Raw genomic sequence first — 26,990 nt, 5'->3', positions numbered from 1 at the left:
CATTTATGCCTCCTTGCGCTTCAAGGTTATCTTGTCCACCACCTGACACATCTGCTGCGCTGCTATCTTGGAATAGATTTGTGTGGTGGTAATGTTCTTATGTCCGAGATAGGCTTGGATGACAGCCATGTCCGTTCCCATTTCCACGTGCAGGCTTCCGAAGCTGTGGCGGGTACAGTGAAAGGTGATTTTCTTGGTTATCCCTGCTGCCGTGAGCCACCGTTGGAGTGGTCCTTGCAGCATCTTGTCCTTGAAATCCTCAAAGATAAGTCCCTCGCCCCGTTCTCCCAGCAGTCCATAGGCTTCATCACTGATGGGGTTATGCACTATTTCTTTGGTTTTCTGCATACGGGTGGTAACGAACATCCTGCCGTTGGTGTATGGTTGTATCTGCTGCCACGTGAGCTGTCTGATGTCGCTCTTTCTCAGTCCCGTAAGACAGGCGAAAAGAAAAGCTTTTTTCAAGACCTCCTCCTCACAGGGTGTTTCGGCAAGCCGTATCAGTTCCTCTTGGCTCAAATGCTCCCTGATGGTGGGAATGCACTCGATGCGGTCTAAGAAGCCGTTTGGGTTCTCCTTTATCTTCCTGTCACGGTAAGCGGTGTGCAGCACGGCACGGAAAGTTGACCAATAGCCTGCTGCGGAGTTGATGTGCAGCTTTTGGTTGGTGTGGATGGATTGGGGTGCATCAAGCAGGTATTCCATGAACTTGCGGCACAAATCCACATCCACCTCCTCAAAGGTGCATTTGCCGTTCACGAACCGCTGGAAATGCTTGTATACGTGCTGCCACTTGATATTCTTGCGGTCAGCCAGTCCTTTGAAATAGGCAAGGAAATCGCCCTTCATCTTGGTCTTGTCAAAAAAGCCGTTGTTTTCATTGAAAATGGCTTCGTAGCGCTGGTTGCGCAGGATGACCGCTTTCTTCATCATGCGTGCGTTGAAGTCCCGTTCCTGCTGGTTTGCAGGTTTGGCGAAGATGTAAATTCCTAAGGCTTCACGTGTAATCACTCTCATGGTGACATTGTCACGGTAGCCGGGATAGTAGTCAAGGCATAGTGAATACTGTGTCCCGTTCTTAATCTTGCGCTTACGCAAGGTAACTGTTTTGCATTTACTCATAATAATTATGTTTTAATTGGTTGTATACATTTTGGAGTTGTATCCATGTTTCCGATGGCAAAGGAACAACGTGAAATATCCGTGAATACCTCCACGATACATCATTTTGAAATAATTTTCGATAATCCCGATTTTTCACGGTTATTTGTTCCTTTCAGCCATGACACGCTCCACATCTGAGCGCAAAAGCAGGTTTTTCACACCCACCTTTATCTTTTCGATGTGCTTCACCTTGACGATATGGCAGATGTTGGCTGACGAAAGACCATAGATTTGCTGCACCTGCTCAACGGTATAGTAGCGTTCATCGTTCACAAGGTCAGTTCTGCGGAGTTCGTTCAAATGTGATTTGGAGTAATAGGTACGCCCGTACTCTCTTTTAGTGGGTATCTTATGGCGATAGGTGTAGGCACGGAGTGCGGTCGGCTTCATGCCGAACAGTTCCTCCACCTCCTCGGTCAGTAGCCAGTCGGTAATTTCGCTAATATCAACTGCCACACCGAAAAACTCGTCAATATGCTTCTTGCTGTAATAGTTCTTTCCTGCGATACGGCAGATGGGGATATGGTTACGCTTGGCGGAAGTGTAAAGCCATGACTGCTTTACCTTAAAAAGGGACATCACCTCCTCGCCCGAATAGAAGTCCAACACTTCTTCGCTTTCCTTTTCCCTTTTTTCTCTTTTGGCAGGTAAGGAAGATGAAGATGATTTCCTTGGTGTGGAGGTGTTGCCGGGCAGGATGCGGTGATAGGGATTGCCCTCCAACATCTGCTCGATGTCGGCTCTGCGGATGAATGCCATGCGGTTGCTGATGCGTGAGGCTTTCAGCTTGCCGATGGCTACAAGTTTGTAAATGTACTGTCGGGAACAGCCCATGAGGATGGCTGCTTTGGAAAAGGTGAGATACTCCTGATGCTGTATCTCCATCAAGGGTTGGGCGACTTTGAAGAGGTTGTTCTTCTGCATCACTCTGGCTCGTTTGGCTTCTGCCTGACAAGCCTCACTGCAATATCTTTGCATACCGCTTCGGGTTACAAAGGACTTGCCGCAAAAACTGCATTTTCTGGTTGCTTTCATACCGTTTTATCGTTTAATGGTTCATTTCTTCAATCCTATATCTCTGAAATGGTAAACGGATGTGAACGGAAGTCAACCATTGTCGCTTTTCTACACAGTGTGACTGTTTCCGCATATCGGGGCGGTTATTGTCGCTTGTCGTAAACGGTTGTAAACCCTTGTCAACTGTCTGCACGGTGTGACAAAAAACAAGCCCCGCAAATTCTCCACGTCAGAAATACGTCTCAAAAATATGTGGAAATTTGGGAAGCGACAAATGGCAACCGAAAAGTGTTAAATTTTAGAATATGCTGGTAATTAAAGATTTACACTCGGATATTTCTGATTAGTTTTGGTTGTTCTATGGTTATAAATACAGAAAAGGAAGTTAATGATTTTTATCCTGGAGGTAGTAATGATACTTGGGGCATTATAATCCTGACTAAAGGTAAGCAATATTCTGTTGAATATCCAACTTCAAATAAAAAAATAGATAAAGTGATTGAGGATATAGATAGTCTGTCACCTATAAAACTATTTGAAAAAAAGTATTCTGTAACAATTCCCATCAACCAAAAAGATTTTTTATAATAAACGTGAGTTCGACGAATTATAAGTGTCTATAAATTTGGTGATTAGCGAAATTTGTTGTAACTTTAAAGAACTAATATACAAACAGTTACAAACAAAAATCGCTATGATCACCGAGGACAAAGTTACTGAAATATTTTGTATGGCAGATGACTTCTGCAAGTTTTTTGATGCAATGACAGCAAAATATACGCTAAAACCTACAGGAAAAAGGAAATATCATCGAAATTCTACAATGTCAAAGGCAGAAGTTATGCTGAGAATGATCCTTTTCCACGATTCTGGTTATTGTTGCTTCAAACATTTACAAAATAAAGTTGTATATTTGCCTTAGAAAGTGCTATGCTTGGATTATCTATTCTTTTCAAAAAGAGAATAACATAGCCATCATAGCCATGACAAAACACATAACACTGAGCGTCTGCAGGCATTGAGCCTTACAGTGGGTGTCGGTTTGTGGTGTAGGATATTCGTCTCTCCAATGCTGTGATGAGCGTCATAGGAGGGGATGATGTCCCTGAAACTCAACTGACATTTCCCACACCATCAATGAATATAGAAATGCAGTATCAACAATATAATGATAATTTACGATGAACTTAAAGGAGAAATTAAATTTACTGGAAAGTGAATTAATTCGAATAGAGAGCCCCATTCTTAGATTGTTAAGAGATAGTAATGATGGTTTTGACAGAGATCAAACTGCTCATGTGCTTACAAATCTTGGAATGTGCCCTCTTCAAATGCTACTTGATTTTTATGATTGGGCTACAGGGGCAGATGAGAATATTCTTTTTAATATAAATAATCAGGTAAAACTTTCTACAATAGGTAATCCCGCAAAAGTTTCAATTACTACGAGTTTGTACATGTTAGATGCAACAACAGATGATTTTTTTGCACATAGAAAGATGCTTCCTTTTATTTATAATGGTATCATGGAAGATCCCATACTGATTGATTTGTCGCCGAAAAGTAAAACCATTGGAGCACTATATTATTATAGTCCACAAGTAACATTATCTGTAGATCCTATTATGATTTATGATTCATTAGAGTTATGGATTGATACAATGTTATTATGTTATTCAAATGGCATTTATAACATAAAACCTGATGGAATGTTAGTTGCCAATGTAGATAAGGAGATTAAAATAACAAGGGAACTCAATCCACACTCTATCTATTGGGATTAATACACAATACTGTATGGTCTTTTCCATAAAGACGCTTTCAGTTGTACATCTCCCATCCCTATGGTTACGGATGAGCAATGCTCCGTCTAAGTTCTATGAGAAGAAAAGTCTGTACCAGAAGGTTCTTTAATAGTATAGGGACGAATACAGTTTCAAAAGAAGGAAGTGTAATTTATAAAAAAATTACGAGATGATGAATCTAAAAAAAATATTAAAGGAAGAAGCAACTTGGTATTTTTTGGCCTTAGCGGGGCTGTTGATACTACTCTATATGGGAGCGAATGTCATTACAGATACGTATTTCTATATGATATCATTAAACATTTTAATCTTTTTATTTTCTTATATAATACTTAAAATAAAGAATAAACTGCATTACTACTCTTATGTTGTAGGCTGTGCGTTTTTTGCAGTTTGGTTAATCTTTTATAGTATATGCGATTTGAGAAGCAGAAGTTTGAAAGGTTATCTCACCAAACAACTCCCAGTATTGTATTATATTCCAACGGGTTCTGGAGGGAGGTGGACAAGTAGTGGATTTAGAATAGAATGTAAAGGAATTCAGCAAAAAATCTCAACATCTCAAGAATCAGATAGCCTGTATCAGATTTACGGGGACTCGATCATCAATCATATCGTAGTACGATTTTTGCTAAAGGAACCTTTTCCTGATGTATATTATATAGATAGCGTAGGTATAACTTATAAATAAGTTAGTTCTTTCAAGACATACTTTACAGATTGAGTTATAACAAATTAAATAGAAAGGGGTATAAATGAACATGAGAGTTATTACTTTTATAGGTCTAATTACATTTATAATTAGCTGCTTTCTACCATGCTTTTCTGTAAGAGATAGTTCCTTTGATTACATGGGATACACAGCTTTATTTTTTGGATGGGCTGGAGTATTTATAAATAGCGAACTAACTGTTTATTATATATCATGGTATGCGAATATTCTTTTCTTGATATCTTTATTTATAAAAAGTAAATGTCTCGGTATAATATTATTAACAGGCTGTCTCATTTTAGGATGCTTATTCCACGGATGCCCCTATATTGTTATTAATGAAGCAGGAAAACATAGTGATATTGTTTCATTGCAGATTGGATACTACATATGGATTTTAAGCTTTTTCATTTTACTTATAGAAAGGATTTTAAGATATAAAGAATAAAATTATTATGAGTATGAAGTACCTTTCATTCTTAGTGTTATTCGTTTGTTTTTCCTGTATAGAGCCTAACGTAAAAGATATGTTAGGAGATGATTTTAGGTTATATAAACATACGCCTGCATGGTCTTTAGCAAAGGCTGTTGAGGATGAAGATACAACTTGATATAGAAACAAATGGGACAAAAACAGTATATGATAAAGTTTCTGGACGCGGCTTTAACATAAGTCGTGAAGGAAAATTTAATGGCTTTAGAGATTTCAAAGAACGAACAAAATAGTAGTTATGGACTGGTATCAAATAAAAAAAAATATATATTATACAAATGACGATTATATCAGAGATGTAATTGCTCTACACCTTAAAAAGGGCGCATTGAAAGCTATTTATAACTATATCTGTCAAACTCCTTTTGTTTCTATGGAAGAGAGATTTAAAGGTTTTGCAGAAGGTATAGAGCATGATATTTGTAGTGAGATTATAACTCTTTTTTTATATAAAAAGCCCATACTAAGGTGGTACTTAAATAGTACAGAACAGTTAGAAATGGACATTGATGCAAGATTTGTTGATAGTTTGGATGTTCACAATAAGATTTGTGAATTCTTGACAAACTTATCATGCTTAATAGATGATGATATATTTTTATTAAATGATGTTATTAAGGAAAAACCTTTGGTATTAATGGTTTTCAAACCTCAAGCTCCCCCAGAAATAATAGAAGGTACCAAATATTTTGAATTTCCTTCTTGTCAGTAAGATGTGGAATAGTCCAGCTATGCTCCTCTGCCTGGTAATCAAAAGATCAGAGGGGACATGGAAAACTCCATTCAAATTATGAGAATAAAGCTGAAGCATTACCTATTTATATGGAGGAATCAAGGAAGTTAGGACTTTTTATATACTAAACTGAACCCGGACTGGCGTAAGTTATGGTGCATCGTACTCATAATGCTGCTTACCACATATCATTTTCAATTTTGCTGTCACTCCAATCACCATTTACTTTTCTCTAAACATCTAATAATAAATTGATTATATGAAGTGTTAAATGTGACAGTAACTAAGATGAAAAACGAATTAGGGGTTGAGGAGTAATGGTTGAACACATAAAACTATACAGAATAAGCACTGTTGTCTACTGTTTTTCCTCATTTGGTGATGTTTTTGTACAATTATATTGTATGCATGTCTTTATTCTTGTAAATCTTATTAAAGGTTATTATGCAGAAACAATTTATAGTGGAATGTTTTTCTGATAATGTTAAATAACGTTATAGACCCTCTGATGACTTGACTTGTATTTACTTTTTCTTTATCTTTGTCAGCCGAATTTAATATACTGAAAGGCAATAATATGAAAACAACTAAATGGTTATGGCTTTTATTTATAGCATGTGTGTTTACTTCATGCGAGAAAGCCGTTTTGTCTGGTGATGAAGAAAGGGGTAAGGAACAAAAGATTACTAAAATAATCTCCGTACATCCTACTGCAATTCATGTAGATCTTGCAGAAGAAGGAGCGATGGCAGGTTCCAAGCCCCGAATGAGTGGTATTTTAGAAAGTCGTGCAGAAAAGACTAAGCTTTATGCTCTTAATATTTATGAAAAGCGAAAAGGTGCGAAGTCCTATTCGAAGTATGCTTATGGTCTTTTCTCTGATCCTTCTAATATCGCTATCAGAATGACAGAAGGTAGTTTGTATAAGATAGAGTGCTTAATGACAGAGAATGGTGAAGATACTATCTATAATAAAGATAATGAGTATCTCTTGCCTTTCCTGCATGGAACAGATAAGCCTACTAAAGTTGAGAATTCTTTCATTATGTCAACAAAAGATAACTTGGGTCATATCTTGGATGGTAAGACAAATGTCTCTGCAAAGGACATAACAATGTACCCAAGACTCATAAAATCTTATGCCGTTATTGAAGACTTTGATCCCAAGAGCGCTAATGACCTAACACTTAATCTTAAGCATGCGGCTTTTGGACTTCATTTTAAGATTGCCCCTCCAGAAGAAGGCGAGTTAGAGATAGATTATCTCCATTATACACTTACCGTAAAGTCCACTGATCCAGCCTATGATAAGTTATCTGTCTATTCTTTCAATATGATTAGTGATGCTTGTAAAGATGGGTATAAAGGAGATATTACTGTAAAGATGAAGTGGACAAAGGCTGATGGTAGTATAGAAGAAGCAAGTACAACCGTTACCTTAAAACGTAATGTAATTATGGTAATGGACATATCTGTTACTGGTCCTAGTCCTAAAGGAATCAACTTTGCAGAGGAGGGTCACGAGATGTCTACAGAGAATATTACGTGGCATGTTAGGAAATAACAAGTCTGCATGCCACAATGTTGCATAATAGTATAATGTGGGCAACTTTATTCGTGTCATACAGGTTTTGAGGCTGTGTGTGTTCTTTTTATTTGATGCGTGTCTTCCCGTAACTTCGCTTTGAATACAGCTTTTTTCTTTTATAGAAGCAATTGTCTTTCCCTTTAACGTATATAAAAACATCTCTTTATCAAAATAAAATAGTATCTTTGCATGACATAAGACTTTGGGAATAAGACTCTGAACGTTGTGATGTATACAAGTTGGAAAACTTTCTGCAGAGATAATGAAACTCAAAGTAAAGATTCAAAGTATAAGAAAGAGATGATATCAATAGATGGACTGACGGTGGAATTTGGCGTGAAGCCTTTATTTAAGGATGTATCATTTGTCGTCAATGAGAGAGATAGGATAGCGTTAGTAGGTAAGAATGGTGCAGGGAAATCTACAATGTTGAAGATTCTCTGTGGCTTACAGAAGCCCACCAGTGGAACAGTGTCTATTCCTAATGATACGACTGTTGGGTATTTACCACAGGTAATGAAACTTTCCGATGATACAACAGTAAAAGAGGAGACACGTAAAGCATTTTCTGATACAACAAAGATTGAAGCACGTCTGAAGCAGATGGAGCAGGAGATGGCTGAACGTACAGACTATGAAAGCGAAAGCTATGCAGACTTGGTTGAACGCTTCACAACAGAGCATGAGCGTTATATGATGATGGGAGGGGAAAACTATGAAGCAGAGATAGAACGTACGTTGACAGGACTTGGTTTTACACGTGAAGATTTCGGACGACCTACTCGTGAGTTTTCGGGTGGTTGGCGTATGCGTATAGAGTTGGCAAAGATACTCCTTCGTCGTCCTGATGTTCTTCTGCTTGATGAGCCTACTAACCATTTGGATATAGAATCAATTCAATGGCTTGAGCAGTTTCTTGCCCAAAGTGCCAAGGCTGTAGTCCTGGTCAGTCATGACCGAGCCTTTGTTAATAATGTTACTAACCGAACATTGGAAATTACTTGTGGGCATGTAGAAGACTATCGTGTGAAGTATGATGAGTATCTCGTTCTGCGAAAAGAACGTCGTGAACAACAGCTTCGTGCGTATGAGAACCAACAGAAAGAGATTGCTGATACAAAAGCTTTCATTGAGCGTTTTCGTTATCAGGCAACTAAAGCTGTACAAGTTCAACAACGTATTCGTCAGTTGGAGAAAATAGTACCTATAGAGGTAGATGAGGTAGATAATTCCGCTATGCACCTTAAGTTTCCTCCATGTTTAAGAAGTGGAGATTATCCTATCATAGCAGAGAGTTTGAAGAAAGTCTATCCAAGCCGATTACATAGTGACGGACCTGGACAAACTGTGTTTGAAGGTGTTGACCTAACCATCAAACGAGGTGAGAAGGTAGCCTTTGTGGGTAAGAATGGTGAAGGAAAATCAACCTTTGTGAAGTGTATCATGGGAGAAATACCTTATGAGGGAACATTAAAAATAGGACATAACGTGCAGATAGGTTACTTTGCACAGAACCAAGCACAGTTATTAGATGAGAATCTGACAATTTATGAAACCATTGACCGCGTGGCAACAGGTGAAATGCGATTGAAGATAAATGACCTGCTTGGAGCATTTATGTTTGGTGGTGAGACGTCAGAAAAGTACGTTAAGGTACTTTCTGGTGGAGAACGCTCACGCCTTGCCATGATAAAACTTCTGTTAGAACCAGTCAACCTCCTGATTCTTGATGAGCCAACGAATCACCTTGATATTCCTTCTAAAGAAGTATTGAAGGAAGCGATTAAAAGCTTTGATGGTACAGCCATTATTGTAAGTCATGACCGCGAGTTCCTTGATGGTTTGGTGAGTAAGGTTTATGAATTTGGTGGTGGAAAGGTGAGAGAGCATCTTGGTGGTATTTATGATTGGCTTAGAAACTCTCTCCAACTCTCTCCAAAGGAAGAGAGTACAGAGATTGGCTCACTTGTATCATCCAATGATAGAAAAAATGTTTCGGAAGGGCTGGGAGAGAATTCTTATGCTGAACATAAAGCTCAACAGAAGAAGATTCGCAAGGCACAGCGTGCTGTGGAGGAATCTGAGGCTAAAATAGCGAAGTTGGAAGCGCGGAAGAGTGAATTAGATGCACTACTACTCAAGCCTGAGAATGCTTCAGATATGGAACTTGTCACCGAATATACTAATCTGCAACGTGAACTTGATGAGGAGAATGATAACTGGATGATATTTTCAGAACAATTAGAACAACTTAATAAATAAAAGAATATGCGTATCAAAACACTTTTATCTATGATGCTTATCGCATCTGCACCTATCACTGGTATGGCACAGGGACAAGCTGGTATCAAGGCTGAGAATCTAGACAAGTCGGTACGTCCGGCAGACGACTTCTTTACGTTTGCAACAGGAGGATGGCAGAAACTTAATCCACTTCCTGCTGCTTTCTCTCGTTTCGGTTCTTTTGATCAGTTGCAAGAGAATAATAACAAGCGTATTAATACTATTCTTACGGATCTGCTCAAGAAGCAGGGTAAGGAAGGAAGTGTTGAGTGGAAGTTAGGCAATTTTTATAAGCTTGCTATGGATTCTGTTCGCCGAAACAAGGAAGGTGTTAGCCCTGTTAAACCCTTGATAGATGAAATGGAAGGTGCAAGAACTCTCAATGATCTTCGTGCTCTTCAACTGAAGTATGCCTCTTTCGGATATGGTATTCCATTTGAATATGGCTTTGATGCTGACGAAAAGAATGCCAAGATGAATATTCTTAATATTTCGCAGGGAGGACTTTCTCTTGGACAAAAGGAGTATTATCTTGATAATGATAAAGCAACAAGCGACATCCGCAAAGCTTATTGCCAGTTTATTGCTGATATGTTCCGTCTTTATGGATTCTCTGATGCACAGGCACAAGCCAAGCGTGATGCTATTATGCGTTATGAGACTATGCTAGCTCTACTATCAAAGAGTCGTACTGAACTGCGTGATGTGGAAGCAAATTATAACAAGATGACACTTGGTGAGTTCAAAACAAACTACCCTAACATCCCTCTTGAGCAACTTGCAAATGCAGAAGGTATAAAGAGTGAGTATATTCAGTCAATGGTTGTTGGGCAGCCAGCTTTCCTTGCTGGTGTTGATAAACTTGCTGCAACAAGTAATGCTGACGAACTTCGTGCACGCATGGAGTGGGATGTAATACTTTCTTCTGCCAACTATCTGAGTGATAACATCCGTGCGGAATACTTTAACTTCTTTAGTAAGACCATGCGTGGGACGAAAGTTGACTATCCCCGTTGGAAGCGTGCCACACAGCAGACGGAGAGTCAGATGGGTGAAGCACTTGGGCGCATCTATTGTGAGCGTTATTTCCCAGCTTCGAGTAAGAAGCGCATGGAGGAGTTGGTTAAGAACTTACAGGTAAGCCTCGCTGAGCGTATTAAGGCACAAGACTGGATGAGTGAAGCTACGAAGAAAGCTGCTCTTGAGAAGCTTTCTACATTCTATGTGAAGGTGGGATATCCTAACAAGTGGAAAGATTTAAGTAAACTGACGATTGATCCAAAGAAGTCTTATTATGAGAATGTACAGAATTGTAAGAAGTTCTGGGCAGAGGACGCCATCAAGGAGAAAGCTGGCAAACCTGTTGATAAGGACCAATGGTTGATGACTCCACAAACAGTTAATGCTTATTACAATCCAACGACGAACGAGATTTGTTTCCCTGCTGGTATCCTTCAATATCCTTTCTTTGATCCGAAAGCTGACGATGCATTCAATTATGGTGCTATTGGTGTAGTTATCGGACATGAGATGACACACGGATTTGATGATCAGGGGCGTCATTATGACAAAGATGGAAACATGACCGACTGGTGGACAGCAGAAGATGGCAAAAACTTTGAAGCACGTACAGGAAAGTATGCTGATTTCTTCAGCGCAATTAAAGTTCTGCCCGACCTTTATGCAAATGGTAAGCTTACCCTTGGTGAGAATCTTGCTGACCATGGAGGACTTGAGGTTGCCTTCAATGCCTTTATGAAGACACCAGAAGCAAAAGCTGGTAAAACAATTATGGGCTTTACACCAGAGCAGCGTTTCTTTATCGCATATGCTGGAGTTTGGGCAAACAATATAACTGAGGCGGAGATTCGCAGTCGTGTGAAAAGTGATCCTCATTCACTTGGTGAATGGCGTGTGAATGGTGCCCTGCCACATATCAATGCGTGGTATAAAGCCTTTGGTGTGAAAGAGGGTGATAAACTCTTTATTCCAGAAAGTAAACGCCTAAAGCTCTGGTAAGAGACATACAGAAATATTTTATAATAACATATTGAGCTATTACTAATATTCTTAAATCCTAAGATAGGATTTGATCTATATTCCAAGTTTTTTAACCCTTTCCCATAGCTATGGGAAAGGGTTCTTTTTCCTCGACCTAACTTGCAATAAGATTTTTTCCTTTATCAAAAGAATGGTGATAAGGTCTCCTTACTCTATAAAAAGGAGAGAAGCACTTCTTCGTGTTATGGGTAGGAATATTTCCCCACAATTACACGTTAGGACACTCCCTTCTTAATAGGACTGGAGAACTTTTATATCTTTGTGTCATTCTATCTTTCTATACATTCTGTCTTTAAAACTTTTGGTTTATTCTGCCTGTTTTGTCTTTTAATCATTATCTTTGTATCTGTTTTGTAGAAAGAAAGAACAAGATATGCCATTAAGATTGCCTGACCGGCTTCCAGCAATAGAGATATTAAAGCGTGAGAACATCTTTGTTATGGATGACTCACGTGCCCATATGCAGGATATTCGTCCATTGAGAATTGTTGTTCTCAACCTTATGCCTCTGAAGATTACGACAGAGACCGACCTTGTGCGTTTGCTCTCGAACACGCCGCTTCAGTTGGAAATAAGTTTTATGAAGTTGAAGAGTCATACGCCGAAGAACACGCCTGTTGAACACATGATGATGTTCTATAAAGAGTTTGAAGAACTGCGTACGCAGAAGTTCGACGGAATGATTATTACTGGTGCTCCCCTTGAGACGATACCGTTTGAGGAAGTGGGGTATTGGGATGAGATGCAGGAAATCTTCGACTGGGCTCGGACGCATGTCACCTCAACCCTTTATATCTGTTGGGCAGCACAGGCAGGACTGTATCATTTCTATGGAATCCCAAAACATCCATTGGCGAAGAAGATGTTTGGCATCTTCCCGACTGTTCCGCTTGAACCAGAACTGTCAATCTTCCGTGGTTTTGACGATGTCTTTCGCATGCCACAGAGCCGGCATACGGAGGTGAGGCGTGAGGACATAAACAAAGTTGGCGACCTTGAGATAATTGCCGAGTCAGGAGAGAGTGGTGTGTCTATGGTAATGTCGCGTGGTGGTAGAGAGTTCTTTATTACGGGTCATCTGGAGTATGCACCAGACACACTGGATAAAGAGTATCGGCGCGATCTTGGGAAGCGTGATGATGTTGAGTTGCCAAGGCATTACTATTTTGAGGACGACCCAGATAAGGGACCACGTGTGACGTGGCGTGCCCATGCAAACCTGTTTTTCTCTAACTGGATTAACTACTATGTTTATCAGGAAACGCCGTTTAATATTGAGGATATTGGTTGATGAGGACAATTGAATTACTTGCTCCGGCAAAGAACTTAGCATGTGGTATCGCTGCGATTGACCATGGTGCTGATGCTGTCTATATAGGTGCTTCACGTTTTGGTGCACGCCAGTCGGCAGGCAATAGTGTTGAAGATATTCATGAATTGTGTGAGTACGCCCACCGCTTTGGTGCTACGGTCCACGTAACCATCAATACGATTATCTATGATAGCGAACTGGAGGAAACAATCGCCTTGGTCAGGGAGTTAGTTGAGGCAGGAGTAGATGCTTTCCTTTTGCAGGATATGGGGCTGATGAGTGAAGTGAAGAAGATTGTACCAGAGACAGTAGCACTTCATGCCAGTACACAATGTGACACGCGCACGTGGGAGAAGGCATCGTGGTTGAGCCAACAAGGTTTTGATCGTGTAGTGTTGGCTCGTGAACTATCGTCTGAAGAGATCAGTGGCATTCATAAGCATTTACCTGATCTGGAGCTGGAAGCCTTTGTGCACGGAGCACTTTGCGTAAGTTATAGTGGTATTTGCTATGCATCACAATATTGTTTCGGACGGTCAGCCAATCGGGGGGTTTGTGCACAGTTCTGTCGTTTAGCATTTGATCTGAAGGATTCTGACGGTAAGACTATAGAACATCAGAAGCATCTGCTTTCTCTGAAGGATATGAGCCAGATTGATAATCTTGAGACACTGATGCGTTCGGGTGCATGTGCCTTCAAGATTGAAGGGCGATTGAAGGATATCAATTATGTGAAGAACGTAGTATCAGCCTATAGTCAGCGTATAAATGAGATTATTGGTAAATATCCAAAAGAGTTTTGCAGAGCTTCACTCGGCAGAGTACAGTATACGTTTACACCTGATTTGAAGAAGACTTTCAATCGTGGGTATACCAATTATTTTCTCAATGGACGACAGCCCGATATATTTTCACCCGATACGCCAAAAGCATTGGGAGAATATGTTGGGAGGGTTAAAGAAATTCGCAGAGATAGTTTTAATGTTGCAGGAACAGCAACATTTGCCAATGGGGATGGACTATGTTTCTTGGCGAGTGGACAAGTGGGAGAGAACTCCGGTGGGCAAGTGGAGAGCGGACGTAATTCCATTAACCCATCAACTGTCTTACAAGGTTTCCGTGTTAATCGTGCAGTAGGCAATCGCCTTTATCCATTTAAGATGCCAAAGGGTTTAAAGCCCGGTATGGCTTTGTATCGTAATCAAGACCAATCTTTTGATAAGGAGTTGAGTGGGACAACTGCTGTACGTAAGATCCCTATTGGAATGAGGTTTGGACTAACAAACGACGGCTTCAAGGTAGATGCCAATATCACCTCTTTAGACCAGAGAAGGACTGCTATAACTTTTGCTCACCAATTGGCACAGAAGCCACAGCATGATAACATCGTGCGACAGTTATCCAAGCTGGGTAATACTGTTTATGAATGTTCGGAGATTGATATAGAAGATGGGGCAGACAGTTACTTTATTCCTAGTAGTATTCTTGCAGAACTAAGACGGAAGGTAGTGGAGCAGCTTGACACACAAGTACTGCAAATGAAGCGTGTGGTTACCCATCGTCAAACCAATGATAAGGGACAAGGTATACGAAAAAGACAGCAGTTCTCTTTGGTTAATCCTTCTCAATATAATGAATTGCCTTACCTTTATAATATATCTAATGATGCTGCACGTAAGTTCTATGAATATCAAGGCTTATCAAAGTCAGAATCAGCCTTTGAATGTCAGCAGCCTAATGGTTTAAGACAGGAGGGCGAGGCTGATCTTCTCCTCATGCAATGTCGTCATTGTATTCGTTATTCACTAGGCTATTGTGTTAAGCGAGGAGGGAAGAGCCCTAAGTGGCATGAGCCTCTCTATCTAGAGTTGTCCGATAAACGTCGTTTCCGTTTAGAGTTTGATTGTAAGAACTGTCAGATGAATGTACTTCCTGAATAAAAGAAATATTGATATGAGAAGACACCCCTTTTTACTATTTATAGTACTATTAGCAGTCGTGATACAGTTGGCAGGCTGCTACCATAAGAAGACTCCATCCTCCTTCCGCTTGTCTGATAGCATACAAGAAGCACAGATCTCCCGAAGAATAGCTGCGGGAGGTGATTCCATTTTGAAACAAAAAGATAGTACGGATGATAAATGGGATGGTATTACCGACAAGGTGGATTCTCTATCTTTCCGGGTGAAGCATCATTATTCTCCAGGCTATAACTTTGTTGTTACATCCGACTCACTTATGTTATTACGTCAGCAGCCTGAGGAAGCTGTTAATGGCATGAGAACTGATTCCTTTGCAGTAAAGAAAGGTAAAGAGATTGTTGTAGCGGATGTGCGTATTCTTCCTTATGATAAACAGGATTCTGTTTGGATTAAGATTGCTACAGAAGATTATGCTTTTGGATGGATTCATGAAGGACGCCTGTTAAAGCAGGTTGCTCCAGCCGACCCAATCTCCCAATTTATTTCCACCTTCTCAAATGTCCACCTGCTGATCTTCCTAATAGTAATATCTATTATAGCTGTGGGGTATCTTGCCCGAAAGATTCTCAAACATAATGCAAAACTCGTACATTTCAATGATATTAATTCTTTTTATCCAACACTCTTGGCAGTGATAGTAGCTCTGTCGGCTTCCTTCTATGCCAGTATACAGCTCTTTGCACCAGAGACGTGGCGTGAGTTCTATTTTCATCCCTCTCTTAATCCCTTCTCTCAGCCCTTACTTCTTAATATCTTTTTAGTCTTGGTGTGGGCTATGCTTATTATAGCCATTGCCACAATAGATGATGTCAGAAGACTGTTGAAATCGGGTGAAGCATTGCTCTATCTTAGTGGATTGGCTGCAGTCTGTGCTGTAAATTATATTGTGTTCTCGGTCCTTACACTATATTATATAGGATATCCTCTGCTAATGGCTTATATTTATTATGCTTTTCATGTCTATATACATAAGAGCAGTGAGACATACTATTGTGGAAATTGTGGTAAACGGTTGCACCGGAAAGGTAGATGCCCGTATTGTGGAGCTATTAACGAATAAGGGTTATTAAATAGAATATAAAAAGATATGGCATAGTCTAGCACAAAAAGTATCAGTGCTCTCTGAAATAAAGATTATAAATAGCTATGTTTTGGGGATAATTTTATATCTTTGCAATTGTTATGTGGATGGTTTATAGATCTGTTAAAATAACTCTTTCTGTCTATCAAACAGGTTTTTAATCCATAGGGAGTAATGTCACCTAATAATGATTAACTATAAACTCAAATATTATTTATGATTAGAACTAAATTTATACTTGTTGCAGGATTGTTCCTCGTTCTTAATTGTCATGTTGTTAGGGCACAAAAGACGAGCTACAATTACACGCATGCTGTAGAAGCCATTCAAAATGATGACATTGCTACAGGGAAATCGTATCTTCTGCGAGAATTGGGAACTAATCCCAAGAATGGTTATGCTTGGTCACTAATGTGCGTCGTATATGCTAAGGAGAATAAAGCTGATAGCTCCTTCTTGGCCATAGACAATGCTATAAAGTTTATTCCCAAGACTGATGAGGAGACACTAGTGAAAGCATATAACATCAAGGCAAAACTGTTGACAGCCGTTGATATGGCTGATCAGGTCCTTCCTGTTTACAATGAAGGGGTTAAACGTATGCCAAAGAATGTTTCTATGTTAAAGGCACGTGCTGATTATTTTAATGAGACATTGGAAGATTATGCCAAGGCACGCTCAGACTATCAGAAGGCTTTATCATTAGATCCTGGTAATCTTGACATCATGTGTGATATTGGTGATACGTATGTTAATGAGGATAAGCTATCAAAAGGGATGGAGTACTATAATAAGGTGTTGGCTGTTGACCCATCTCATCCGAAGGCTCTCTTAAATCGTGCCATAAGCTATTGTACTGATAATAAATATGAGAAGGGTATTGATGATCTTTTGACTTTGGTTAAGACGGATAATATAGATGGGTATAAGTTATTGCTTTCACTGACAGATTCCATACCTATTCGTGAGATTGTGATAGAACAGCTTAATACACGTATGAAAGCTGATCCTAAGGAACAGTTATATCCCTTTACTTTGGGTTCAATTTATTCGAATGCGGGTGACCATTCTTTAGCTTTGAAAGCTTATCAGCAGGCATTTGGTCTAGAGAAGAATGCAGGAACAGCTAATAATATTGCAAGGGAGTATTATTATGACAATCATTATGCAGATGCAGAAAAATGGGTATTAAAGGCTGAGCAGATAGCGCGTGATTCTTCTCTTGATATGTCTGATTATCTTTCTACACATGGAGATATTCTCTATGATCAGGGGAAATACAGTGATGCTATTAAGCAATATACTGCTAGCCTTGATGCTAATAATGATGCTGGGGTACATTATATGCGTGGAATGGCATATATCATGCGTGGACTGAAGGCTGATGCTTTTAAGGATATGGATGCAGCAATAACTCTCTCTGAAGACCCTGATGCTCGTATTTATCTTATGCGCGGTTGGTTGAATATGGGACTTGGAAAGAGAATGGAAGCACAAGGAGACTTTCGTAAAGCGATAGAAAAAGATAGTGTGGGAACACCGTCAGCAGCAACTTTTATTTCTCAGCACTTCTTAGGAATTGATAATACAGCAAAAGAGAATGTTGCCAAATGTTTGAAGGATGCAAGTAATAATCGTAATGCCCTCTTTGATGTGGCTTGTTTCTATGCTCTGCTAGATGATAAAGTTATGGCTACACATCACTTAGAATTATGTATTGAAAAGGGTTATAATAGTTGGGCTATCATGCGTGATCATCCTTGGCTTCAGTCATTAAAGGGGTATAAGGACTATGAGAAATTATTGAAAGTGAAATAACTACTAAAGGATAAGAACTCTTAGTACGAAAGGAAAAGGTAGGTAATCTAGATTACCTACCTTTTCCTTTCTGTATTTGTAATATTACACTTTTATCTTTGCTACTAGTTTCTTTTGTCTCCCTTCTCCGATAATAGGAGCGTGTGCATCCTCTGGAAAGAATATTGTAAATTGTCCTGGTTTTACTTTAAAATATTCGTGTCCAGAACGTTTATAGAATCCACAATCTTTTTCTGAATCATAGGCTATATCTGGATTCCCTAACAAATTTATAGGACTCCAGCCCATTACTTCTTCTTTTAATAAGGGGATTTGAACATCAATATATCTTTGATGAAATTCAAGGTATTGCTCTTCTTTACTCTTTAGTTCAACTTCATCAAGATTGATAAAAAGCTTATTTCCCAAAAGAGTAATCCGGCCTGGCGCTTGACAACTGAAATCATGATTCCTAATATATCTGAATAGTTCCTCCATTTCTTCATGTAAAGCATAGTAGCGTCTACAAGATTCTAAATCTGCTATAATCATTTCCCTGTGTTTTATTTTTGTTATTACAAACGTACTGTTTTATTTCTTAAAATCAAAGAATAAAGGTATTAATTCTTTTTAGAAACATTGATTAGTATATGCTAGAGCCTTTGTAAAGTACTATAATTATGTCACATGAACCTTTCGATTAATAAAAACAAAAGAGGGCATATCTACATTTCTGATATACCCTCTTGTTTTAAAAGATATTTTGTTTAGAATTCTATCCTATAAAGTGTATTTGGCCAATAAAGTATAGTAGTAGGTATCCAAGAATAAGAGATATAAGTCCACATGTGAGGCCTACTTTCAGCATTTCGTTCTGTTTAACTAATCCTGTTGAATAAGCAATCGCATTTGGAGGAGTAGAAATAGGTAAGCACATGGCAGTTGATGCTGCGATAGCAATACCAATGAGGATTGTACTTGTTCCACCGATACCACCTAACTTGTCACCCATACCGCGACATACAACAGCAAGAATTGGTACTAGGAGAGCAGCCGTTGCGGTATTAGAGATGAAGTTGGAAAGGAAGTAGCAGATTAGACCAGAGATAGCAAGAATAGCGATAGGACTCCAGTTGCCGAAAGGTATACTCTCAATTGCCGCGTCTGCTAACCCAGAACCATTCATGCCTAAACCGATGGCAAATCCTCCAGCTACCATCCATATGACACTCCAGTTGATTTCTTGTAAGTCTTTGGCTGTTATGACACCTGTAATAGCAAAGATTCCCATTGGTAGCATTGATACAGTATTTGTGTCAATACCTGTTACATCCTTTGGGATAACCCACAAGAGTATGGTGATTATGAATGTAATGATTACTACCCACATGCGCCAACCACGATGAACCTCACCATCAATCTTTAGATGAATAGTCTTTTGGGTAAAGGGGAAGAAATGTAGGATAATACGCCAAGAGATGATTAATAGGATAATTACCAATGGAGTCATGAATGCCATCCAGTGGAAGAAGTCGATATTCATGTTCAAACCTGCAGGGTCATTGAGATATTTCAGCGCAATGAGGTTAGGAGGAGTACCAATAGGGGTACCCATTCCGCCAAGGTTTGCTGCAACAGGGATTGATAGAGTCAAAGCAATACGTCCTTTTCCTGTGGCAGGTAAAGCTGCAAAAACAGGTGTAAGAAAGGTTAGCATCAAAGCTGCTGTAGCTGTATTCGAGATGAACATAGAGAAAAGACCTGTGATTAGGAGAAATCCTAAGAGAACATTTTCACTCTTCTTACCGAAAGGTTTGATAAGATTGCGCGCAAGAAGTGTATCAAGCCCCGATTTAGAAGCGGCAATTGCCAAAATAAAACCTGCTAAGAAGAGCATAATGATAGGATCTGCAAAGGATGCCATGATCTCCTTTGAGTCAAGAAGGTCTCCAACTCCGTCATGCTTAAAGACTCCGAAGGCATTCTTTGACACCGTAACGCACATGATGGTCATAATGCTGAGAGATGTCGCCCACGCCGGAATACATTCCGTTAGCCACGAGAGTGTAGCAAAAACGAAGATGGCAATGATACGTTGTTGAACTACTGTGAGACCGTCAATTCCGAAAGTACTGGTTGGTAAGTTCCAAATAATGACTGTCACCACTACAATTGATAATAGTTCCCATAACTTCTTCATGTCGATATGGGTGCTTAAAGCATTAGAATTTTCTTCTGCCATGGTAGTTAGTTGTTTTGTTAATAATTTTAGATTGTTTAGTTATTTATGGCGGCTAAAGTACAAAAAATATTCTTAACGGGCAAAGAATCCCTCTTTTTTTGTAATTTTGCATATCAATTTTCTAAATTATGCGCCAATTATCAGTACTTATCCTTTGTTTCTCATTGTTGGTTTCCTGTGGTCTTCGACAGCAAAAAGCAAATGAAGAGGTAGGGGAAACAGGGTTTAAATATGCTCGGAATATCACAATGGAGCATAAAGATGGCTATGTTGTTGTAAAGTTACTGAACCCTTGGAAGAAGAGAAAAATCCTACAGACATATTATCTCATGCCGCGTAATGCTGAGTCGGAGAATATATCGGATGGAGTACGTGTGGATGTTCCTATTCAGCGAAGCGTAGTCTTTACGTCAGCTCATGCTAATCTATTGGAAATGCTACATGCAGGAAAGTCTATATCTGGTGTGGCAGATCTAAAGTATATGTTGATTCCTGATATTCAGAGGCGAGCACATAGTAAAGGTGGAATCGTGAACTGTGGGGATGCTATGAAACCTGATGTGGAACAAATCATAGATTTAAAGCCTGAAGCAATCTTGCTTTCTCCTTTCGAAAACGGTGGTGATTATGGACGCTTAGAAGAGATAGGCGTACCTGTTATAGAATGCGCTGATTATATGGAGGAGTCTGCCTTGGGGCGTGCAGAGTGGATGAAGTTCTACGGATTACTCTTTGGTCGAGAGCGTGAAGCCGATTCCTTGTTTGCTGTTGTTGAAAAGAATTATCAGGCTTTGAGCGAGAAAGCAAACCAAAGTAGGATAACACGCAGTGTTTTACCCGATAGGAAAGTAGGTCCAGTATGGTATCTACCAGGTGGGGAAAGTAGCGTAGGTCTGCTGTATAAGGATGCTCATGGCGTGTATGCCTATGCTAAAGATAAGCATAGCGGTAGTTTGTCTATGCCTTTCGAAACAGTATTGGATAAATTTGGGCAGAGTGACTTCTGGATTCTTAGCTATAGAGGTGACTTCAATCGTGCGAAGTTATTGGCAGAGTTTCAAGGATATAGCATGCTTAAACCTTGTCGAACGGGAGAAATTTATGGGTGTAAGGTGGATAGTATACCTTACTTTGAGGAGGTTAGTTGGCGTCCAGACTGGTTACTTAGTGACTTGATTCAGCTCTTCCATCCCGACTTACATATTGCTCCTATGCGGTATTATCATAAGTTAAAGTGATGAAACGGAATATCTTTCTTTTTGTAGTCCTATCAGTAAGTATCATAATATTGTTTGGACTGAACCTTATGACAGGCTCAGTTCATATTCCATTGTCTGATATTTGGACTATTCTTGCTGGTAGTTTTACGGGGAAAGAGAGCTGGCGTTTTATCGTTTGGGATAGTCGGCTACCGCAAGCTCTGACGGCTATGCTATGTGGAAGTTCACTGGCAGTCTGTGGTTTGATGTTGCAGACAGCCTTTCGTAACCCATTGGCAGGACCAGATGTATTTGGTATTAGTTCTGGAGCCAGCCTGGGTGTGGCGTTGGTCATGCTTCTATTGGGTGGGACGGTAGAGACTTCTCTGTTCACAGCATCAGGCTTCTTGGCTATTCTTATCGTAGCTTTTGCAGGTGCTATCTTAGTGACGGCTTTCATCTTGTTCCTCTCATCTGTGGTGCGTAATAGCGTGTTGTTACTTATTGTTGGTATAATGGTGGGCTACGTAGCCTCTTCTGCTGTCACACTCTTGAATTTCTTTTCGTCCGAAGATGGTGTGAAGGGCTACATTGTTTGGGGCATGGGCAACTTTGGAGGAGTATCAATGAGCCATATTCCGCTCTTTGCCTTCCTATGTCTTGCTGGGATTATAGCCTCTTTTCTTTTGGTGAAGCCACTTAATATCCTTCTTTTAGGTCCACAATATGCTGAGAGCTTAGGGATTAGTACCCGAAGAATACGTAACATTCTATTGGTTGTTGTCGGAATTCTAACTGCTGTAACAACTGCTTTCTGTGGTCCAATCTCATTTATCGGACTGGCTGTCCCACATGTTGCAAGACTTCTTTTCCGTACAGAGAACCATCAGAAGCTTTTACCAGGTACGCTACTTGTTGGAACTGTAATTGCTCTACTTTGTAATCTTATTTGTTTTTTACCAGGAGAATCGGGTGTGTTTCCACTTAATGCTGTTACGCCTCTTATAGGTGCACCTATTATTATATATGTGATTATGAAGCGGCATTAAGCCTTTTTACTCCCTAGATAGTTTTATTATAACTGATATCATGCTAGTTTAATGCGTAATATCGTTCTCTTTGTGTTCTCTGTTCATTATATTCTTTTTGCTAATTATAGCGAATTTGTTGCACAAATGATTTGTAACTGCGCAAAGAAATCATTATCTTTGCACGCAAATCATATTTTTGTGCAATGGAATTTATAAAAAGTTTTAACTCATATATAGAGGATAGTATAAAGGATAATTGGGATAAAGATGCTTTAACAGATTATCTAGGTACTACACTTCAATATCATGATGTGGCTCGCAAGATAGAGAAATTACATATTCTTTTTGAGAATAGTGGTCTTAAAAGAGGTGATAAAGTAGCTCTTTGTGGTAGAAATTCTTCATCCTGGGCTGTTGCTTTCTTTGCTACATTGACCTATGGAGCTGTTGCAGTGCCAGTTCAGAATGAGTTTACCCCTGATCAAATATACAATATTGTTAACCATTCTGAGGCAAAATTGCTATTTGTTGGTGATGTTGTTGCTACAACGATTGATGGGGAGCAAATGCCAGCATTGGAAGGGATTATTTATCTTCCAGATTTCTCTTTGATAATGTCTCGTTCTGAGGCTCTTACTTATGCCCGTGAGAATTTGAATGCCATGTTTGGAAAGAAGTATCCTAAATTCTTCCATCCAGAACATGTTGAATATTTCAAAGATGCTCCTGATGACCTCGCACTTATAAATTATACAAGTGGGACTACAGGCTTCTCCAAAGGAGTAATGCTTAGTTACCGTTCAATGCGTAGTAATTTGGAGTGGGCAATCAGTGATCTGAAACCGCATATTAAAGCTGGTAGTAATATACTTTGTATGCTTCCTATGGCTCATATGTATGGTATGGTTTGTGAGTTTATTAGTGAGTTTACATTTGGGAATCATCTTTATTTTCTAACTCGTTTACCAAGCCCTTCATTGATAGCACAAGCTTGTGCAGATCTTCATCCTGCTATTATAGTAGCAGTACCTTTGGTTGTAGAGAAGATTATACGAAAAACCATTTTCCCACGGATTCAAAATAAGGCTACACGTATGTTGCTAAAAATGCCAGTGGTGAATAAGAAAGTTAAAGAGAAGATTCGCTCTCTTGTTATGGATGCTTTTGGAGGTAATGCCTATGAGATTATTACGGGTGGTGCGGCACTTAATAAGGAGATTGAGGATTTCTTACTTAGTATAGACTTCCCTGTTACTAGTGGTTATGGAGCTACAGAATGTGGTCCAATGGTCACTTATAGTGATTATAAGGACTTTGTTCCAGGCTCTTGTGGAACAGCAGTCCTAAATATGGAGATAAAGATACAGAGCCCTGATCCTTTAAATATTCCAGGGGAGGTTTTGACTAAAGGCGAGAATGTAATGCTGGGTTATTACAAAAATGAGGAAGCTACTAAGGAAGTACTTGATGCAGAAGGTTGGTATCATACGGGGGATCTTGCAACGATAAGTGAGGACGGTCATCTTTTTATTCGTGGAAGAATAAAGAATATGCTTTTAGGGTCTAATGGTCAGAATGTGTATCCTGAAGAAATAGAAGATAAATTGAATTCCATGACAATGGTTAGTGAAAGTATTATTGTTCAGCATGGTGACAAGTTGGTCGGATTGGTCTATCCAGAGATGGACGAAGCTAAGGCAATGGGCTTTTCTACTGAAGATTTAGAGGATATCATGGAGCAAAATCGTTTGGAACTAAATGGAATTCTGCCTTCATTCTGTAGGCTTTCTTCTATTGAATTACGTGATGAGGAGTTTGCAAAAACACCAAAGAGGAGTATAAAACGTTACCTCTATCAGAATGTATAGTTAGATTAGGCTACATAAGAAATTTTTCTTTAAAGAGATAAGTTTGTTTACTTAGTTTTTTATCTTATATTAAATGCTGAGTAATGGACTTATCTTCTTATTTCTATTTATGTTTGCCTTTATTGAATAATTCTGCATATTTTATTTTGAAATATGCCCATAAGTCCGTATCTTTGCACATAATTTGAAAAATTGTGCAATGGAACATATCCCAAGTTTTAATGAGTTAATTGAGAAGAGCATTATAGATTATTGGGATCTGGATGCTCTTACAGACTATAAGGGTAAGACTCTTCAGTATCATGATGTAGCAAGAAAGATAGAGAAACTCCATATAATGTTTGAAGCCAGTGGAGTGGAGAAAGGTGATAAGATAGCTATTTGTGGCCGTAACTCTGCTTCTTGGGCAGCTTCTTTTTTGGCTATCCTGACTTACGGCGCTGTCGCAGTACCTATATTGCATGAGTTTACACCTGAGCAGATTCATAATATAGTTAATCACTCTGATGCGAAGCTTTTATTCGTAGGTGATGTCGTTGCTACTCAGATAGATGCAACTAAGATGCTAGGATTGGAAGGTATTATCTATATACCTGATTATTCTTTGGTTCTTAGTCGTACAGATAAACTTACATATGCACGAGAGCATCTCAATGAAGAGTTTGGGCGACGTTTCCCCAAGTTCTTCCGTCCTGAACATGTACATTATTATCATGAACAAAGTCCAGATGAACTTGCACTGATTAATTATACAAGTGGTACAACAGGACGTTCTAAAGGTGTGATGCTTCCTTATCGTTCCTTATGGAGTAATTCGGATTTTGCCAAACACGTTCTAGGGGATGTTGTCAAGCCTGGGAGTAATGTAATAAGTATACTTCCTATGGCTCATATGTATGGAATGGCATTTGAATTTCTTTATGAATTTCTTTCAGGAGTTCATATCTATTATCTTACTAGGATACCGTCCCCTGCTATTATTTCGCAAGCTCTTCAAGAAGTTAAGCCTATTATAATGATTGCTGTTCCATTGGTAATAGAAAAGATTATCCGTAAGAAGGTATTTCCTAAAATTCAGAATAATCGTATGCGGATTTTACTTAATATGCCAGTTATTAATAAGAAGGTTAGGGAGAAAATACGTGAACAGGTTTATCAGGCTTTTGGAGGGAATTTATATGAGATTATTATTGGCGGTGCTGCTCTTAATGGGGAAATTGAAAGTTTCCTTCGTCATATAGACTTTCCATACACAGTAGGCTATGGTGCTACAGAATGTGGCCCTATTATCTGTTATCGTGACTGGCATACGTTTGTCAAGGGCTCTTGTGGGCAGGCTGCATTACATCAAGAAGTACGTATTGATAGTTCAGATCCTCAAAACATCCCAGGAGAAATTCTTACCAAGGGCCCAAATGTGCTTCTTGGGTACTATAAGAATGAAGAAGCAACTCAGCAGGCAATTGATAAAGATGGTTGGTTCCATACTGGTGACCTTGGTTTGATGGACTCAGATGGGAATGTTTTCATTAAAGGTCGATCAAAGAATATGTTGCTTGGGAGTAATGGGCAGAACATATACCCTGAGGAGATAGAAGATAAACTTAATTCTTTGCCTTTAGTTAATGAGTGTCTTATTATTCAAAGTGGTGATAAATTGATAGGACTGGTACATCCAGATTATGACGAAGCACAGAATTTGGGTTTGAACGCTGAAAATATAAAGAATATAATGGAAGAGAATCGTAGGCAATTGAACGAGATCATTCCTGCATATTGTAAGGTTTCTGAGATAAGGATTCAAGAAGAAGAATTTGAGAAGACTCCTAAGAAGTCTATCAAACGGTTCCTTTATACAGAGTGATAATGAATGTAATGAAATATTTTTATAGTTTGTTTGAGTTATATTTTGGATAAATAAAGGGTCAGGACTTTAATAGTTCTGACCCTTTATTTGTCTATTAATGTTGCAGTTTTATTTCATTGATATTGTGAAATTTACTGTTTCTGGTTCAATCGTCAAGCAAAGTGGATGAACGAACACGGCTTAACGTCTCAGGTGTCATTTGTAAGTAGCTCGCTATATATACTAATGGAGCACGTAATATTACTTGTGGATAAAGTTTACACATCCTTTTATATCGAGCCTGTGCTGTCTCAAAACGTACGAGATCAGCGTGTACTTGTGAAATGATAAGACTCTCTTCGAGAATTTTACGGTATAGAATCTGTATATTTACATTGTGTAATGCAACTTGTTCAAGTTTCTGCTTGGGTATAGCAAAAGCCAAAGTTGGCTCTAGTGCTTCTACTTGCAGTTTCGTTGGCTCTTCACGGAAAAGGCTTTCAATGCACATCATAATGCTGTGGTCTTCTCCTAAATGTTCTGTAATTTGTTTGCCATTTTTAAAATAAAACTGACGAATGAGTCCTTTTTCTATATAATAGATATTTCGACAAATCTCTCCTTCGTTGAGAATCATTTCTCCTTTAGAGAACTTCATTGGTACAAGAATACTCTCAAGTACATCCAACTCATCATGAGTCATCGTGCTATATTTGCGTGCTAATTCACGTGCTATATCGCGAGTATCATTTGCTAATTCTTTCATTTTCCTTTCC

Annotated in this window: 21 protein-coding genes and 1 pseudogene; 17 read left to right on the top strand and 5 right to left on the bottom strand. The window is 39.1% G+C overall.

Annotated features, from left to right (window positions below):
• Positions 1-3: 3 nt before the first annotated feature.
• Both ACZ48L_RS02200 and tnpA read right to left on the bottom strand, forming a co-directional pair.
• A complete protein-coding gene (locus tag ACZ48L_RS02200) occupies positions 4-1,122 on the bottom strand; it encodes a tyrosine-type recombinase/integrase (protein ID WP_004338318.1) in 1,119 nt (372 codons plus the stop codon).
• Positions 1,123-1,263: 141 nt separating this feature from the next.
• Positions 1,264-2,199, bottom strand: a complete 936-nt coding sequence (tnpA, locus tag ACZ48L_RS02195; protein ID WP_004292844.1) for a transposon Tn4555 protein TnpA — start codon at positions 2,197-2,199, stop codon at positions 1,264-1,266.
• Between the two features lie 342 nt (positions 2,200-2,541).
• Here tnpA and ACZ48L_RS02190 point away from each other — a divergent pair, with 342 nt between their 5' ends.
• The 13 genes and pseudogenes from ACZ48L_RS02190 (at position 2,542) to ACZ48L_RS02130 (ending at position 18,049) form a co-directional block, all read left to right on the top strand.
• Positions 2,542-2,769, top strand: coding sequence for a hypothetical protein (locus ACZ48L_RS02190; protein ID WP_025791198.1), 228 nt, complete (start codon positions 2,542-2,544; stop codon positions 2,767-2,769).
• A gap of 106 nt (positions 2,770-2,875) precedes the next feature.
• Positions 2,876-3,073, top strand: a pseudogene (locus ACZ48L_RS02185) (IS982 family transposase); the annotation flags it as partial.
• Positions 3,074-3,362: 289 nt separating this feature from the next.
• The gene (locus ACZ48L_RS02180; protein WP_025791200.1) at positions 3,363-3,965 is read left to right on the top strand and encodes a hypothetical protein; all 603 of its coding nucleotides are present in this window, start codon (positions 3,363-3,365) and stop codon (positions 3,963-3,965) included.
• 190 nt (positions 3,966-4,155) lie between these two features.
• Positions 4,156-4,677: a hypothetical protein gene (locus ACZ48L_RS02175; protein WP_044113805.1), complete on the top strand. Its 522-nt coding sequence runs from the start codon at positions 4,156-4,158 to the stop codon at positions 4,675-4,677.
• 615 nt (positions 4,678-5,292) lie between these two features.
• On the top strand, positions 5,293-5,424 hold the full coding sequence (locus ACZ48L_RS02170) for a hypothetical protein (RefSeq protein ID WP_257879285.1): 132 nt from the start codon (positions 5,293-5,295) through the stop codon (positions 5,422-5,424).
• Between the two features lie 5 nt (positions 5,425-5,429).
• Positions 5,430-5,903, top strand: a complete 474-nt coding sequence (locus ACZ48L_RS02165; RefSeq protein ID WP_025791206.1) for a hypothetical protein — start codon at positions 5,430-5,432, stop codon at positions 5,901-5,903.
• A gap of 598 nt (positions 5,904-6,501) precedes the next feature.
• Entirely contained in the window at positions 6,502-7,488 is a 987-nt protein-coding gene (locus tag ACZ48L_RS02160) for a hypothetical protein (RefSeq protein ID WP_025791207.1), read from the top strand.
• Between the two features lie 324 nt (positions 7,489-7,812).
• Positions 7,813-9,774, top strand: a complete 1,962-nt coding sequence (locus tag ACZ48L_RS02155) for an ABC-F family ATP-binding cassette domain-containing protein (protein ID WP_025791208.1) — start codon at positions 7,813-7,815, stop codon at positions 9,772-9,774.
• 6 nt (positions 9,775-9,780) lie between these two features.
• Positions 9,781-11,814, top strand: a complete 2,034-nt coding sequence (locus tag ACZ48L_RS02150) for a M13 family metallopeptidase (RefSeq protein WP_025791209.1) — start codon at positions 9,781-9,783, stop codon at positions 11,812-11,814.
• Positions 11,815-12,229: 415 nt separating this feature from the next.
• Positions 12,230-13,147 carry a homoserine O-acetyltransferase MetA gene (gene metA, locus ACZ48L_RS02145; protein WP_025791211.1) on the top strand — a complete coding sequence of 306 codons (918 nt, stop codon included), beginning with the start codon at positions 12,230-12,232 and terminating at the stop codon, positions 13,145-13,147.
• Entirely contained in the window at positions 13,147-15,108 is a 1,962-nt protein-coding gene (locus ACZ48L_RS02140) for a peptidase U32 family protein (protein WP_025791212.1), read from the top strand. Before metA ends, ACZ48L_RS02140 begins: the two co-directional genes overlap by 1 nt.
• A gap of 13 nt (positions 15,109-15,121) precedes the next feature.
• The gene (locus ACZ48L_RS02135) at positions 15,122-16,210 is read left to right on the top strand and encodes a TFIIB-type zinc ribbon-containing protein (protein WP_008822598.1); all 1,089 of its coding nucleotides are present in this window, start codon (positions 15,122-15,124) and stop codon (positions 16,208-16,210) included.
• Between the two features lie 237 nt (positions 16,211-16,447).
• The gene (locus tag ACZ48L_RS02130; protein WP_025791213.1) at positions 16,448-18,049 is read left to right on the top strand and encodes a tetratricopeptide repeat protein; all 1,602 of its coding nucleotides are present in this window, start codon (positions 16,448-16,450) and stop codon (positions 18,047-18,049) included.
• 84 nt (positions 18,050-18,133) lie between these two features.
• On the opposite strand, the gene ACZ48L_RS02125 is transcribed toward ACZ48L_RS02130, so the two are convergent.
• Positions 18,134-18,580, bottom strand: a complete 447-nt coding sequence (locus ACZ48L_RS02125) for a NanQ anomerase/TabA/YiaL family protein (RefSeq protein WP_025791214.1) — start codon at positions 18,578-18,580, stop codon at positions 18,134-18,136.
• A gap of 223 nt (positions 18,581-18,803) precedes the next feature.
• Entirely contained in the window at positions 18,804-20,270 is a 1,467-nt protein-coding gene (locus ACZ48L_RS02120; RefSeq protein WP_008822595.1) for an SLC13 family permease, read from the bottom strand.
• Positions 20,271-20,398: 128 nt separating this feature from the next.
• Between ACZ48L_RS02120 and ACZ48L_RS02115 the strand changes: the two genes are divergently transcribed.
• The 4 genes from ACZ48L_RS02115 (at position 20,399) to ACZ48L_RS02100 (ending at position 26,232) form a co-directional block, all read left to right on the top strand.
• Complete coding sequence (locus ACZ48L_RS02115) at positions 20,399-21,508, top strand: ABC transporter substrate-binding protein (RefSeq protein ID WP_278528834.1); 1,110 nt, start codon at positions 20,399-20,401, stop codon at positions 21,506-21,508.
• On the top strand, positions 21,508-22,518 hold the full coding sequence (locus ACZ48L_RS02110) for an iron ABC transporter permease (RefSeq protein WP_025791215.1): 1,011 nt from the start codon (positions 21,508-21,510) through the stop codon (positions 22,516-22,518). Before ACZ48L_RS02115 ends, ACZ48L_RS02110 begins: the two co-directional genes overlap by 1 nt.
• Before the next feature lie 185 nt (positions 22,519-22,703).
• Entirely contained in the window at positions 22,704-24,368 is a 1,665-nt protein-coding gene (locus ACZ48L_RS02105) for an AMP-binding protein (protein ID WP_314695201.1), read from the top strand.
• A gap of 199 nt (positions 24,369-24,567) precedes the next feature.
• Positions 24,568-26,232 carry an AMP-binding protein gene (locus ACZ48L_RS02100; protein WP_025791217.1) on the top strand — a complete coding sequence of 555 codons (1,665 nt, stop codon included), beginning with the start codon at positions 24,568-24,570 and terminating at the stop codon, positions 26,230-26,232.
• A 148-nt stretch (positions 26,233-26,380) separates the two neighbouring features.
• Here ACZ48L_RS02100 and ACZ48L_RS02095 read toward each other — a convergent pair whose 3' ends face one another.
• Complete coding sequence (locus ACZ48L_RS02095) at positions 26,381-26,980, bottom strand: Crp/Fnr family transcriptional regulator (RefSeq protein WP_008822590.1); 600 nt, start codon at positions 26,978-26,980, stop codon at positions 26,381-26,383.
• Positions 26,981-26,990 lie beyond the last annotated feature (10 nt).

This window comes from Prevotella histicola, from assembly GCF_055385135.1.
Note: the sequence above shows the minus strand (reverse complement) of the source record. Positions and strands in the feature narration are given on the sequence as shown.